The sequence below is a fragment of the Stenotrophomonas sp. 278 genome (assembly GCF_003935715.1).
Classification (GTDB): Bacteria; Pseudomonadota; Gammaproteobacteria; order Xanthomonadales; family Xanthomonadaceae; genus Stenotrophomonas; species Stenotrophomonas maltophilia_AH.
In genome coordinates this window covers 1-14,381 of the sequence record NZ_RHPP01000112.1, presented here as the reverse complement: position 1 = coordinate 14,381, position 14,381 = coordinate 1, and the positions used below count along the sequence as shown (strand labels likewise).

11 protein-coding genes are annotated in these 14,381 nt (G+C 66.5%); 6 read left to right on the top strand and 5 right to left on the bottom strand.

The annotated features are described in order from the left end of the window. The first annotated feature begins 198 nt into the window (after positions 1-198). From ppx to lpxH, 5 genes are all read left to right on the top strand, one after another. Complete coding sequence (gene ppx / locus EGJ34_RS16340; protein WP_125361555.1) at positions 199-1,725, top strand: exopolyphosphatase; 1,527 nt, start codon at positions 199-201, stop codon at positions 1,723-1,725. A 376-nt stretch (positions 1,726-2,101) separates the two neighbouring features. Next, positions 2,102-5,023: a TonB-dependent receptor gene (locus EGJ34_RS16335; RefSeq protein WP_125361554.1), complete on the top strand. Its 2,922-nt coding sequence runs from the start codon at positions 2,102-2,104 to the stop codon at positions 5,021-5,023. 195 nt (positions 5,024-5,218) lie between these two features. Beyond that, positions 5,219-6,355: a glycosyltransferase family 1 protein gene (locus EGJ34_RS16330; protein ID WP_125361553.1), complete on the top strand. Its 1,137-nt coding sequence runs from the start codon at positions 5,219-5,221 to the stop codon at positions 6,353-6,355. Next, positions 6,336-6,875: a phosphatase PAP2 family protein gene (locus tag EGJ34_RS16325; RefSeq protein WP_125361552.1), complete on the top strand. Its 540-nt coding sequence runs from the start codon at positions 6,336-6,338 to the stop codon at positions 6,873-6,875. The genes EGJ34_RS16330 and EGJ34_RS16325 overlap by 20 nt, the downstream gene beginning before the upstream one ends. Positions 6,876-6,968: 93 nt before the next feature. After that, entirely contained in the window at positions 6,969-7,709 is a 741-nt protein-coding gene (lpxH, locus tag EGJ34_RS16320; RefSeq protein ID WP_125361557.1) for a UDP-2,3-diacylglucosamine diphosphatase, read from the top strand. A gap of 107 nt (positions 7,710-7,816) precedes the next feature. Here lpxH and EGJ34_RS16315 read toward each other — a convergent pair whose 3' ends face one another. Further along, positions 7,817-9,070, bottom strand: coding sequence for a zinc-dependent metalloprotease (locus EGJ34_RS16315; protein WP_125361551.1), 1,254 nt, complete (start codon positions 9,068-9,070; stop codon positions 7,817-7,819). A gap of 214 nt (positions 9,071-9,284) precedes the next feature. On the opposite strand from EGJ34_RS16315, the gene EGJ34_RS16310 reads away from it, so the two are divergent. Beyond that, positions 9,285-10,772, top strand: a complete 1,488-nt coding sequence (locus EGJ34_RS16310) for a DUF2235 domain-containing protein (protein WP_125361550.1) — start codon at positions 9,285-9,287, stop codon at positions 10,770-10,772. A gap of 65 nt (positions 10,773-10,837) precedes the next feature. Here the strand turns inward: EGJ34_RS16310 and EGJ34_RS16305 are convergent, their stop codons facing one another. The 4 genes from EGJ34_RS16305 to EGJ34_RS16290 all read right to left on the bottom strand — a co-directional run. Next, on the bottom strand, positions 10,838-11,620 hold the full coding sequence (locus tag EGJ34_RS16305; RefSeq protein WP_125361556.1) for a ferritin-like domain-containing protein: 783 nt from the start codon (positions 11,618-11,620) through the stop codon (positions 10,838-10,840). Positions 11,621-11,692: 72 nt separating this feature from the next. Continuing rightward, positions 11,693-13,159 (bottom strand): amidophosphoribosyltransferase, encoded by a 1,467-nt coding sequence (gene purF, locus EGJ34_RS16300; protein ID WP_125361549.1) that lies wholly within the window; start codon positions 13,157-13,159, stop codon positions 11,693-11,695. 28 nt (positions 13,160-13,187) lie between these two features. Continuing rightward, positions 13,188-13,970, bottom strand: coding sequence for a CvpA family protein (locus EGJ34_RS16295; protein ID WP_125361548.1), 783 nt, complete (start codon positions 13,968-13,970; stop codon positions 13,188-13,190). 55 nt (positions 13,971-14,025) lie between these two features. Continuing rightward, positions 14,026-14,381: SPOR domain-containing protein (locus EGJ34_RS16290; protein ID WP_185750211.1), on the bottom strand; the 356-nt coding region annotated here is incomplete at its 5' end.

The following is a 14,381-nucleotide window of genomic DNA, read 5'->3' as shown; positions in this document are numbered from 1 at the left end:
GCCCCCGCGCCTTGTGTAAACCCCCCCCACCCCCCCCCCCCCGGGGGGCCCGCGGGCGGGGGGCGCCCCCCCCCCCCGCGGGGGCCCCCCCCCCGCCCGGCGCTACCGATCGCACACATTGCGACACTTCGTCGCGCCACTCTCCATGTGAAGACCGCGCGGTGACGAGCGGCACCCCGCTTCGGCTACCATTCCGCCATGCCGCATACCTCCACGACTCCGCCCGCCCTGCAGGATGGCGACCTGCTCGCCGCCATCGACCTGGGCTCCAACAGTTTCCACATGGTCATCGCGCGCTACACCCTGGGGCAGCTGCGCGTGGTTGATCGCCTGCGCGAGACCGTGCGCATGGCCGACGGCCTGGATGGCAAAGGCGGCCTGTCCGCCGAGGCGCGCCAGCGCGCGCTGGAATGCCTGGCCAGGTTCGGGCAGCGCCTGCGCGGCATCCCCGCCACCCGGGTACGCGCACTGGCCACCAACACGGTTCGCCAGCTGCGTTCTCCGCAGGCGTTCCTGATGCCGGCTGAAACCGCATTGGGCTATGCCATCGAAGTGGTGAGCGGGCGCGAAGAGGCACGACTCATCTATCTCGGCGTGGCCCATGCACAGCCGCCCAAGCCGGACCAGCGCCGCCTTGTGATCGACATCGGCGGCGGTTCTACCGAATTCATCATCGGCCAGGGCATGCAGACCCTGGAGCGCGAAAGCCTGCAGGCCGGGTGCATCGCCAGTACCCGGCGCTTCTTCCCGGGCGGCAAGCTGAGCAAGCGACGCTGGAAGGATGCGCTGACCGAGATCGGCGCGGAGTTCCAGCAGTTCGCGACCAAGTACCGCGCGCTGGGTTGGGACGAAGCCCTGGGTTCGTCGGGCACGCACAAGGCCATCAGCGAAATCTGCGCGAGCATGAAGCTGAGCAAGGGCGCGATCACCGCCGAGGCATTGCCCCAGCTGCGCGACGAACTGCTGAAAGCCAAGAAGATCGAGGACATCAACCTGCCCGGCCTGTCGGCTGAGCGACGTCCGATCATCGCCGGCGGCATCCTGGTGCTGGAGGCGGCGTTCCAGGCGCTCGGGCTGCAGAAGCTGCTGGTCAGCAAGGCAGCGATGCGCGAGGGCATCCTGTACGACATCCTGGGCCGCGCCAGCGAGAACGACCTGCGTGACGAATCGGTCGACGCGCTGACCCTGCGTTACGGCATCGACACCGCGCAGGCCGCGCGGGTGGAGAGCACCGCACTGGACCTGCTGGCGCAGGTCGAGGACCGCTGGAAACTGGATGCGGACGACGCGCGCATGCTGGGCTGGGCCGCCCGCCTGCACGAACTGGGGCTGATGATCGCGCACAGTGGCTATCACGTGCACGGCAGCTACGTGCTGGAAAATTCCGACATTGCCGGCTTCTCGCGCCAGGAGCAGCAACTGCTGGCAGCGATGGTGCGCAGCCACCGCCGCAATGTCTCCAAGACCGCCTTCGATGCCCTGCCCGAGCGCCTGCTGCAGCCGGCCCGGCGCATGACCGCGCTGCTGCGGTTGGCCGTGCTGCTCAACCGCGCCCATGAGGACGCCCCGATGCCGGCGCTGGAGCTGACCGCCGACGACAACCGGCTGGCGCTGATCCTGCCGCAGTCGTTCATCGACGCCCGGCCGCTGCTGCGCGCCGACCTGCTGGGCGAAGCCGAGGGCATGGCCGGACTGGGCATCCAGTTCCGCCCCTTCGTGGCGTAGCACCACGCCTTGCGTGGCGGCATCCGACTGAAGCATGCAACCCGGCTCCGGCCGGGTTTTTCTTTGCTTGCGAGCCGCGTGGTACGCACCCGTTTGCGCAATGTTCATGCTGCGACGCAGCATCGGGACACATTCCGATACATCTGGACATCCGGGTTTGTTCACGCGAAGATCACAATGCGTTGATTCTCCAACGAATTTCTCTCACTTGTTACTCACAAGTGAAAAACACGTTGCAAAGCCTTTACAACGGCTTAACGACCGGACAATGATCGAGACACCAGCCTCACTTGGCGGCTGGTTTTTCGAGGAGACGGGGAACTTGGGATCCCCGTCGACTCTTTTGATCCAGATCGAAACGAGAGAGAGAGCCTTCATGAATTCACGCACCAACGTACTGGGGCAGGCCATCCGCTATGCCCTGGTTGCGGGGACCGCCGGCCTGGTTGCCGCCCCGGCCATGGCACAGGAAACACCGAACACCACCAATCTGGATCGCATCGAGATCACCGGTTCGCGCATCCGCCAGGTCGACGTCGAAACCGCACAGCCGGTGTTTGCGATCAGCCGCAACGACATCGAAAAGCAGGGCTTCAGCTCGGTCGCCGACATCCTGCAGAACGTCACCGCGATGGGCAGCCCGACCATCAGCCGCGCCAACGCGCTGACCGCAGGTGAAAACGCCGGTGGCACCTACATCGACATGCGCAACCTGGGCACCCAGCGCACCCTGGTGCTGGTCAACGGCAAGCGTCTGGGCATCAGCACGTCCGGCTACCAGGACGTGTCCACCCTGCCGGTGTCGGCGGTGGAACGCATTGAAGTACTGAAGGACGGCGCGTCGGCCATCTACGGCTCCGACGCCATGGCCGGTGTGGTCAACATCATCACCCGCAGCAACGTCACCGGCACCACCGCCAACGTCTACCACGGCCAGTACAGCCAGGGCGACGGCGAGCGCTCGCGTTTCGACGTGGTCACCGGCTGGAGCAACGACCGCATCTCGCTGACCCTGTCGGCCGAGCATGCTGAAGAAAAGGGCGTGTGGGCGCGTGACCGCTGGTTCAGCCAGTACGGCATGACCGACCGTCACCCGAACGATTCCAGCAACTGGACCACCATCAGCCAGTATGGCCAGTTCACCGGCGTGCGCGGCCCGGGCTGCACCGCCACCGCGGGCTGCGGCTATTCGCTCAACCGTGGGAGCGACCCGACCCTGCCGGGCAACTACCACCTCACCAGCACCACGCCGTTCACCGGCGACGTCAGCAACGCCAACGACCAGATGCACGTGATGTACCCGGTCAAGCGTGACTCGGTGTACTTCGACGGTCGCTTCGCGATCACCGACAGCATCAACTTCCGCACCGAACTGGGCTACAACCAGCGTGAATCCAGCCGCCAGATCGCCGGCTACCCGCTGCAGTCGAGCACCGCCGGCGTTGGTTCGATGTCGGTGAACAGCTACTTCAACCCGTTCGGCAACCAGCACGGTTACGCCACCCCGACCGCAGTGGCCTGGAACCGTCGTACCTGGGAAGTGCCGCGCGTCACCACCAGCGAACTGAAGACCTACCGTGCGGTGGCGTCGTTCGATGGTTCGTTCGACATCGGTGACCGTTACTTCAACTGGGACGTGGGCTACCAGTACAACCGCAACGAGCTGGAGTCGGTCGCCACGGGCAACCTGCACAAGGCACGCGTTGCCGCCGGCGTCGGTCCGTCGTTCTACAACGCAGCCACCGGCAAGGTGCAGTGCGGTACCGCCGCCGCGCCGATCGGCTACGACGTGTGCAAGCCGTGGAACCCGCTGGTTCCGTACGGCACCACCGCGGCTGATGGCCTGTACGGCAATGAAGAACTGCAGGCGTGGCTGTTCCCGGAAGAAGTCACCAAGGGCCAGACCACCTCGAAGAACTTCTTCGCCAACATCGCCGGCAGCATCGTGGCCCTGCCGGGCGGCGACCTGGGCTTCGCCTTCGGCGTGGAAAGCCGCAAGGAAGAAGGCAAGTACCAGCCGGATCCGCTGGCACAGACCGGCGCGACCACCAACCTGGCCGCTGGCCCGACCGGTGGCGACTACACCGTCAACGAAGCCTACCTGGAAGTGAACGTGCCGGTGCTGGCTGACCTGCCGGGCGCGAAGGAACTGAGCTTCAACGGCGCAACCCGCTTCTCGGACTACGACACCTTCGGAAACACGCTCAACAGCAAGTTCGGTTTCAAGTGGAAGCCGATCGAATCGCTGCTGGTCCGTGGTACCTGGGCAGAAGGCTTCCGCGCACCGACCATCAGCGACCTGTTCGGTGGCGGTTCGGAAACCTTCGCGCAGTTCAGCGATCCGTGCGACACCGTGTTCGGTTCGTCGCGCACCAGCGCCGAAGTGCGTGCACGCTGCTCGCGTGACATCGCCAACGCGGCGACCTTCCGTCAGCTGCGCCAGGGCGGCACCCCGGTGACCGTGGCCACCGACGCGACCCCGGTGCCGTTCACCTCCGGCTCGAACCCGGACCTGACCCCGGAAACCTCGACCAGCAAGACGCTGGGCCTGGTGTGGAGCCCGAGCTTCATCCAGGGCTTCAACGCCTCGCTGGACTGGTGGAAGATCCGCATCGACAACACCATCATTGCCGATACGCCGACCCAGATCCTGCAGGACTGCTACGAGGCCGGCATCGATGCACGCTGCTCGCGCTTCCAGCGTGATCCGAGCAACGGCATCGTGACCAACCTGAAGTTCGGCAACCGCAATGCGGGCTTCATGGAAACCGAAGGTTACGATCTGGACCTGAGCTACCGCCTGGAAACCGGCTTCGGCAAGTTCCTGGTCAACTCGGCGACCACCTATGTCTCCAGCGCGACCTACCGCACCTCCAACGACAGCTCGATCGTCCCGATCGTGACCAACGGCATCGGCAGCGCATTCCGCGTCCGTTCGAACCTGGTGCTGGGCTACGACCTGGGCAACTTCGGTGCCAGCTGGACCGCACGCTATTACTCGGGCGTGAAGGAACAGTGCGCCAGCATCTCGCTGTATCCCGATGAGTGCTCCGATCCGGGCCAGTACGCGCCGTGGTACAAGGGTTCGCGCAACTACAACGAGCGTGGTTCGGTGACCTTCCACGACGTGCAGTTCCGCTACAGCCTGCCGTGGGAGGCCACGGTGTCGGTCGGTGCCAACAACGTGTTCGAGAAGTACGGCCCGGTGATGTACAGCAAGCCGAACTCGGCCTTCTCGTACTACGGCGGCTACGACATCGGACGCTTCGTGTACATGAAGTACCAGCAGCGCTTCTGATCCATCGCGCTGTAACTGCCTGACAACCACGGCCCTTCGGGGCCGTGGTTTTTTTCGTCTAGTCGATTGCGGGGTTACATGATGTACGGATCGCCGGGCAGAGCCCGGCTCTACGGGAAGTCATCGGCTGGTAACACCTGCGTCATGTCGGCTACATCGCCAGCGCCGAGCATGCGCGGAAACTGGAGGCCCGCCATGCGCTATGCCATCGTCACCGAAACCTATCCCCCGGAGGTCAACGGTGTCGCCCTGACCGTGCAGAGCCTGGAAACGGGCCTGCGCGAGGCCGGGCACCAGGTGGACCTGGTGCGTCCACGCCAGGGCGATGAAGCCGACAGCGGCGATGCCCTGCTGGTGTCCGGGGCCGGCCTGCCGCGCTATCCGGGCCTGCGCTTCGGCCTGCCGGCCCCCAAACGACTGGCCCGGCAGTGGCAGCAGCACCGTCCCGATGCGATCTACATCGCCACCGAAGGCCCGCTGGGGTGGTCCGCGCTGCGCACCGCACGCCGGCTGGGCATTCCGGTCGCGACCGGCTTCCACACCCGCTTTGATGAATACCTGCCTGACTACGGAGTGGCCTGGCTGCAGGCTGCCGCCATGCGCTGGATGCGCCGCTTCCACAACCAGGCCGATGCCACCCTGGTGCCTACCCAGGAACTGCAGCAGTTCCTCGGCAGCCAAGGCTTCGATCGCGTGCGCCTGCTCGCCCGCGCCGTCGACAGCACCCAGTTCGACCCGCAACGACGCGATCCCGCCCTGCGCGAGGAATGGGGCATCGATGGCACGGGATTTGCCGCCATCTATGTTGGCCGCATCGCTCCGGAAAAGAACCTCGGGCTGGCGGTGAAGGCCTTCCGCAAACTGCAGCAGGTGCGTCCGAAGGCGCGCTTTGTGTTCGTCGGTGACGGCCCCTCACGCGAGAAGCTGGCGCACGAGAACCCCGACTTCATCTTCTGCGGCGTGCAGCGCGGCGAGGCCCTGGCACGGCACTTTGCCAGCGGCGACCTGTTCCTGTTCGCCAGCCGCAGCGAAACCTTCGGCAACGTCACCCTGGAAGCCATGGCCAGCGGCGTGGCCACGGTCGCGTTCGATTACGGCGCGGCGCGCGAGTACCTGCGCAACGATGAAAGTGGCGTGGCCGTGAACGACGATGAACAGTTCCAGGCCGCCGCCGTACGTCTGGCGGCGGACGATGCCGAACGTCAACGACTGGGCCGCAACGCGGCCATGGCGATGAAGCGGCTGCATCCGCAGCAGGTGGTCGCGGAATTCGAAGCCCTGCTCGCCGAACTGGCCCACGCCCGGAGGTCACATGCCGATCATGCCGCTTGACGCCCTGCGCGGGCGCGAAACCCGCTGGTGCCGCCGGGCCAATCATTACTGCCGCCGCCGCCATGTGCGTCGCCTGTTTGCCACCGTCAGCCGCCTGGGTGACGGGGTCTTCTGGTATGCGCTGATGGGGATGCTGGTGGTGGTGGATGGCTTCGATGGCCTGCGCGCCTCCATCCACATGGCCGCCACCGGCGTGATGGCCCTGCTGCTGTACAAGGGACTGAAACGCTGGACGCGGCGTCCCCGGCCGTTTGCCGCCGACCTGCGCATTCGTGCCTGGGTGGCTCCGCTGGACGAGTTCAGCTTCCCGTCCGGTCACACCCTGCATGCGGTGTCGTTCACCATTGTCGCCCTGGCTTATTACCCGTGGCTGGCCCCGCTGCTGGTGCCGTTCACCCTGGCGGTGGGCCTGTCACGCGTCGTGCTGGGGCTGCACTACCCCAGCGACGTGCTGGCCGCCACGGCCATTGCCACGGCGCTGGCCGGTGCCAGCCTGCAGTGGTTGCCGCTTGGGCTGTAGCGCCACGCCCTGCGTGGCCACGCGATGTCAAACCTGGTCGAAGCCACGCAGGGCGTGGCGCTACGGGCGCTGGGCCAGCGGTACAATGCGGGCATGACCACGCTGTTCATTTCCGATCTGCATCTGGACCCCAGTCGTCCAGCCATCACCGAGCTGTTCCTGGCCTTCCTGCGCGATGAAGCCATGCAGGCCGAAGCGCTGTACATCCTGGGTGACCTGTTCGAAGCCTGGATTGGCGATGACACGCCCTCGGCGGCAGCCGACGCAGTCGCCGATGCGCTCAAAGCAGTTGCCGCGGCAGGCGTTCCGGTGTATTTCATCCGCGGCAACCGCGACTTCCTGGTAGGTGAAGACTACGCACGCCGCGCCGGCTTCCGCATCCTGCCCGATCCCAGCGTGATCGATCTCTACGGACGCCCCGTGCTGCTGGGCCATGGTGACCTGCTGTGCACCGATGACGTGGCCTACCAGCAGTTCCGTGCACAGACCCGCGACCCGGTTTTCCAGGCGCAGTTCCTGGCACAGCCCCTCGCCGCACGCATTGCCTTCGCGCAGAAGGCACGCGATGCCAGCCAGGCGCGGCAGTCGGATATGAAACAGGGTGATCGCGCCACGTTTGAAACGGTCACCGATGTTGCACCGGAGGAGGTGGTCGCCACCTTCGTCCGGCATGGCGTGGATACGATGATTCACGGTCATACCCACCGCCCCGCCATTCACGCGCTGCAGGCCGGTGGCCGCGCCTGCACGCGGATCGTACTGGGTGACTGGTACGAGCAGGGGTCGGTGCTGCGTGTGACGGCGCAGGGGTGGACGCTGGATTCGTTGGCGTAAAGCGTACCCACCAACGGTGGGTATAGACCGGAACATCGGGCGTACCCACCAAGGGGGGGTGCCCGCCTCGCGGCGGGCACACCGTTGGTCGTGCGCGCCGTGTTCCGTCACCGGAAGGCGGCGATCGTTGCCTTCGTATTGACCAGCACGCGCTGGTTGTCGGCGCTGGACGCAATGCCCATCGGCACCCCGTTGTAGCTGATGTTCGGATTGGACCAGAAATTCAACCGCGGGCAGCCACTGGTGCAGTCGTAGGCCATGATCGTGCGCCAGCGCGAGCCGCTTGCCGGCTGGTAGCGATAGCCATGACCGTACGCATACGGGCTGGTGCTGGGATCGGCGGCGATGTCATGCCGCGCGCTCTGCAGATGGCCGATTTCATGCGCGAACGAGTAGTACCCGGTCGCGCAGTCCCAGTACACCGCCGCAAATGCGGTGGACGCACTTGAACCAATGCCTGATGCCAGCCCGCAGTAGCTGCTGTTGTTGATCAGCAGCACGGCCACGTCGGCGGCAGTGCTGTTGCGGGTGGTGTGGATGGCGTCCATGTATCCGTCACTGGTGGAGCGGAAACGCGCCAGGTCGGTGTTGAAGTTGCCCGACTCGGTGTAGGCCACGGCCTGGTAGTTGGCCAACTGCAGCGTGATGCCCACATTGCTGTTGATGTAGCTCTGGTTGGATTCGGCCACGGCCAGCTGGACCAGCGACTGCATGTTGCCGCCGTAGGCGCTCACCGCCGCGTTGGTGGCCGCGACCAGTACGCGGATGGTGGCCGGGGTGCCCGACGACGCCGCTGCCGCGGTGACACGCTCATCCACGGCCATGTCGATCTTTGGCAGTGCGTTGTAATCGGCCGCCGGATGGTCGGCCGGCATGCGCGATTCATCGACCTGCACCAGCACGTGCCGGCCATCGCTGACCGGACGCAGCCGGTACAGCTGACCGTCCTTTCGGATCGATCCGGTCACGGTCTGCCCGTCGCTGACCAGAATGACCGAATTGCCCGGGTCGTTGCTGCTGGCCCGGGTCAGTTTGTCCGACGCAGCGCGCAGCTGCCCATACCAGATGCTGCCACCGTCGGGCAGCGACTCGACGCGTTGCTGCAGGGCTTTCACCTCGGTTCCCAGCAGCGCAAACTCGAGCTGACGCTGCGCGGGCACCACAGCGGCAGCATCAACGCGGACCTCTTCCACGGCGGCGGTGGAAGGGGCTGATAACAGCGCCTGCACCGCCGGCTGGCTGGTCGCGCTGGCGCGACTCAGTACCGTTACCGGCTTGAACAGCGGAGCGGCAGCGGCGGTTCCCGCTCCGACCAGGCACAGCGCAAGCACACCTGCGGTCTTTCTCATCGAACTGGACATCGTGTCGTTCTCCGTGAGTGAACAGTCATGGTTGTTGTTGCACTGCCGCCCCTGTCAGCAGCCACTCCATATGGCTGCATCCGCTCGTGTGAATTCAATAGCCCCGCGCAGTCACTATCCGGAACTGTGACCCGCAGCCACGACGGTTCAGCTATGTCGCGTAAGTACCGCTTTCGGGTTACCGTGGAAGCGCATCGAACGGGGAACCGAGGCCATGGCAGGGCAGCCCACCGCGAACGACACCGCCACGCTGCAGATCGGCCTGTTCTTCGACGGCACCCGCAACAACGCCGACAACCTGCAGCACGCCTCGCGCCCCGCCGGGGCCACCACGCCCGCTCCGCGCCCGCCCGCACCGGCGGTGCTGGCTGACGATGCCTCGCCCTACCAGAGCCGGCTTACCAGCAGCTACAGCAATGGTCTGACCAACATTGCACGCCTGCACGCGCTGTACCCCGATCACCGTACCCCCTCCCCTGCGCCGCCCGGGCTGCTGTCCCTGGCGATCTATGTCGAGGGTGCCGGCACCCGCACCGGCGAGGAGGATGACCTGATGGGGCTGGCGTTCGGCATCGGACGCAGCGGTGTGATGGCCAAAGTCCGGCGCGCACTGGATGAGCGACTTCCCGAAGCACTGCGCGCATTGGCCGCGGTCCGGCCGGGACAGACGCTCCACGACGTCCGCATCGACCTCTTCGGGTACTCACGTGGTGCCGCTTCGGCCCGCGACGCGGTGAACCGGCTCAACCGTGATGGCGACCACGCATGGCTGCGCGAACAGCTGCGCCGGACCGGCTGGGCGCTGGCCAGCGACGACGCACTGCGTAAGCGGCCGGTGCGCTTCGTGGGCCTGTTCGACACGGTGGTGGCGATCAGTACCCGACAGACGGATCAACAGCCGCGCATCGCACTGCAGGCCGGCTGTGCGGACACGGTGGTACAGCTGGCCGCACGTGATGAGCACCGGGAGCATTTTGCGTTGAGCACGGTGGCTCCGACCTTCGAGGAGCTCACCCTGCCCGGCGTGCACGCCAACATCGGCGGCGGCTACGACCAGCGCATGGAAGGCCCCAAGCTGCTGACGCGGCCCCAGGGCCAGCGCATCCGCCAGCACAACGTGCCCGACACCGCGGCACCGCCCCTGGCCCTGCTGCGCGGCACCCAGGTATTCCTTCGCGCGCAGGCGGCCTGCCGGCGCTGGCAGGCATCACTGGGGCTGGATGACGCGTCGGTGTGGGTGGACGTATGGCATCGCTGGCAGCAGATGCGGGTGGCGGGCAGTGACAGCGTGCTGCCGCAGTGGGTGCTGTTCGCGCATGCCGCCGTCGTGCTCAAGCGCGAGATCGACTGGCGCTATCAGCTGGTGGCGTTGCGGATCATGCATGCGCGCGCAGCCGCTGCTGGCGTGATGTGGCGGCAGTCGCCGGATGAGGTGCCCGCGCTGGCGCTGCCGGAGGATCTGCAGGACATTGCAGCGCGCTTGTTGGCAGGCCAGGCGCTGGATGCCGCGCAGGAACTACGATTACGCCAGCGCTACCTGATGCAGTCGGCGCATTGGAATTTTGATGCGCTGGGCGATACGGCGTTGTTGTATGCGGCCGATGAGGGGGTGCGGGAGTTGCCGTATCGGCCGGGACCGGGGTTGTTCTACATCAATCGCCCCACCGAAGATGGAAAGCGCGTCGTTCTGCCCAACGCCTGAAATGATGATGGACCCCGAGGACACGCCATGCGTGTCAACGCCATGATCCTGGGCACGTACCCGCATCAGGCGCGCGTACCACCTGCCTGCTCGACCAGATCGGCCATCTCTTCTTCATCGAATCCGGCCAGCAATCGCGCTTCCAGATTGAACGGACCATTGAGATAGCCGCCCGCGTACTCCTTCAGCAGCGCGATGAACCGCGCACGCGGCTCGACGCCTTCGCGCGCGCAGTACCAGCGGTACCAGCGCGAGCCGGCGGCCACATGCGCCACTTCCTCGCGCAGGATCACCTCCAGCACATCGGCGGTGGCGTGATCATTGGACGATCGCAGCTTGGTGATCATGCCCGGGGTTACATCCAGCCCACGCGCTTCGAGCACGCGCGGCACCAGGGCCATGCGTGACAGTCCATCGTGCGCGGTGCGTTCGCACATTTCCCACAGCCCGTTGTGGGCGGGGAAATCGCCATAGGTGTGGCCATGCGCCTCAAGCCGCCCGTGCAGCAGCATGAAGTGCCGTGATTCGTCATCGGCCACGCTGACCCAGTCAGCCTGGAATGACGGCGGCAGGCCCCGGAAGCGGTAGACCGCATCCCAGGCCAGGTCGATGGCGTTCAGTTCAATGTGCGCGATGGCATGGATGAAGGCCGCACGCCCCTCCGGCGTACCCAGTCCGCGACGCGGCAGCTCACGCGGATGCACCAGCTGCAGCCCGGGGGGACGGCCCGGCATGCGGATGGCATCCGGCGGCGGTGCCTCGGTGGCGGCCTTGAGCTGCCCGGCACGGAACTGCCGGGCGTAATGCTGGGTCAGCGCGACCTTGCGCAGCGGATCGGCCTCGGCCATGCACCACTGCGCGGCGCGCAGCAGGTCGCCGGCCGCATCGTCAGGCGGCAGCTGCGCGCTCACCGCCACGCCTCAGGCGCGGCGCTTGTGCTTGGCGTCGTCCGAGCGCAGCTGCTGGATGCGCTCGAAGTAGCCCGGCTCGATCCCGGTCGGGTATACGCCGGTGAAACAGGAGGAGTCAAACGACTTCAGTTCCTGGTTGCCCTCGCTGACGGCCGCTTCCATGTCTTCGATGTCCTGGTAGATCAGCCAGTCGCAGCCCAGATGCGCTTCGATCTGCTCCACGGTGCGATTGTGCGCGACCAGCTCTTCAGCGGCCGGCATGTCGATGCCGTAGATGTTCGGGTAACGCACCGGCGGTGCGGCGCTGGCCAGGTACACCTTGCGCGCGCCGGCGTCGCGCGCCATCTGCACGATCTGCTGGCTGGTGGTGCCGCGCACGATCGAGTCGTCGACCAGCAGCACCACGCGGTTGCGGAACTCCAGGTGGATCGGGTTGAGCTTGCGACGCACCGACTTCACGCGTTCACCCTGCCCCGGCATGATGAAGGTACGGCCGATGTAACGGTTCTTGATGAAGCCCTCGCGGTACTTCACCCCGAGCACGTTGGAGATTTCCAGCGCGGCATCGCGCGAGGTGTCCGGGATCGGAATGATGGTGTCGATGTCATGGTCCGGGCGCAGGCGCAGGATTTTCTCGCCCAGCTTGATGCCCATGCGCATGCGTGCCTTGTGCACCGAGACGTTGTCGATCATCGAGTCGGGGCGCGCGAAGTACACGTACTCGAAAATGCACGGGGTGTGCTCGACGGGCTCGGCGCACACCTCGGAGAACAGCTCGCCACGCGCGGTGATGACCAGCGCCTCGCCCGGCCGCACGTCGCGCACGCGCTGGAAGCCCAGCACGTCGAGCGCGGCCGATTCAGACGCCACGATGTACTCGTCGCCTTCGGCGTGGCTGCGCTTGCCCAGCACCAGCGGACGGATGCCGTGCGGATCGCGGAACGCGACCAGGCCCAGGCCCAGCACCACGCTCACCACCGCGTAACCGCCCTTGCAGCGTCGGTGCACGCCGGCCACGGCACGGATGGCCGCTTCAGGGCTGAGCTGACGCTGCGCATCAAGTTCATAGGCGAACACGTTCAGCAGCACTTCGCTGTCCGAATCGGTGTTGATGTTGCGGCGGTCCTGCTCGAACACCTGCTGGCGCAGGGATTCGGTGTTGATCAGATTGCCGTTGTGGGCCAGCGCGATGCCGTACGGCGAGTTGACGTAGAACGGCTGTGCCTCGTCCATGCCTTCCGAACCGGCCGTCGGGTAACGCACATGGGCGATGCCGACGCGGCCTTCCAGGGTGGACATGGTCTTGGCATCGAAGACGTCGCGGACCAGGCCGTTCTTCTTCTGCACGCGAAGGCGGGTGCCGTCGGCGGTGGCGATGCCCGCCGCGTCCTGGCCGCGGTGCTGAAGGACGGTCAGGCCGTCATACAACTGCCCGGCGACGTTCTGGTTGCCGACAATACCGACGATGCCACACATGGTGCGAATCTCCGCTGGGCTGAGCCCATTACTGTGAAGGTGGCCGTGCCTGGCCGGGGGGACCGTCCCGGGCTGGGACGGGCTCGTCCGGGCGCACCAGCGCCGGGTCGAGATTCTGGGGGGAGCCTGGCTTCTGCGCCCACACGTCGGCGGGGTCCACCGCCTGCTGCGGGGTCTCATCCAGCGGTCGCGGCCATCCGCGCCCACCCAGCAACTGGCCAAGCACGCCATTATCGCCTGTCTGGGCCGGCTTGCCCAACCCCGCCACCGGCAGTTGGGACAGATTCACTTCCGGCAGCGCCGCTGGCAGCTGCTGCATGTCCGGCAGGTCAGGCAGCTGCGGCAGCTCCGGCATGCGCGGCATCTTGGCCTGCATCCAGCCCACGCCGGGGTCGAGCATGGCGCGCAGGTTGGAGTCGCGCCAGGACGGTTCCCGGGTCAACGGAGTGTAGGAGCCCAGCAGCAGCAGGGCGCAGCCGATCAGGGCCCCACGCGCCAGGCCGAGGCCGCCGCCGAGCATGCGGTCGGCGCTGTTCATGCTGGTCGAGCGCACCGCCTGGCGGATCACCAGGCCGATGCCCCACACCGACACCATGACCAGCAGGAACACGGTCAGGTAGCCGGCGAAATAGTGGCCAGTGCCGGGAGCCGCCGGGGCCGACCACCAGCCGGCGGCGCTGCGCCCGAACATCAGCGAGGCCCAGCCTCCCAGCAACCAGGAGAAGGTGCTGATGACGATGCTGACAAAGCCACGCATCAGCCCCAGCAGGGTAGAGATGCCGATCACCACCAGCAGGACGAGGTCGATCATGCGACCCCCGGCTCACAGCGGGAGCCGAACTGCCGACAGGGGCGCGCCCCGGCCATCAGGGATGCGGCCGGACCATGCCGGCCACGCCGACCTTGGACGCAACCTGGGCCTTGAGGTTCTCCGCCTCGGCTCGGTTGGCGACCGGGCCGACGCGCACGCGGTGCAGCGTGCCCTTGTCGGTGCGTACCTGCTCTACAAAAGCGCTGAAGCCGGCGGCGCGGACTTTGTCGCGCAGCGCGTTGGCATCTTCAGCCTTGCCGAATGCCCCCAGCTGCACGGCGAAGCCGACGCTGCTGGCCGCCGGCGCGGTGGGTACCGCCACCGGCTTGGCCGGTTCGGCTGCCACTGGCTTGGCTTCGGGCTTCACGGCCGGCTTGGGCGGCTCCGGCTTGGGCGTCGGCTTGGCGGCAG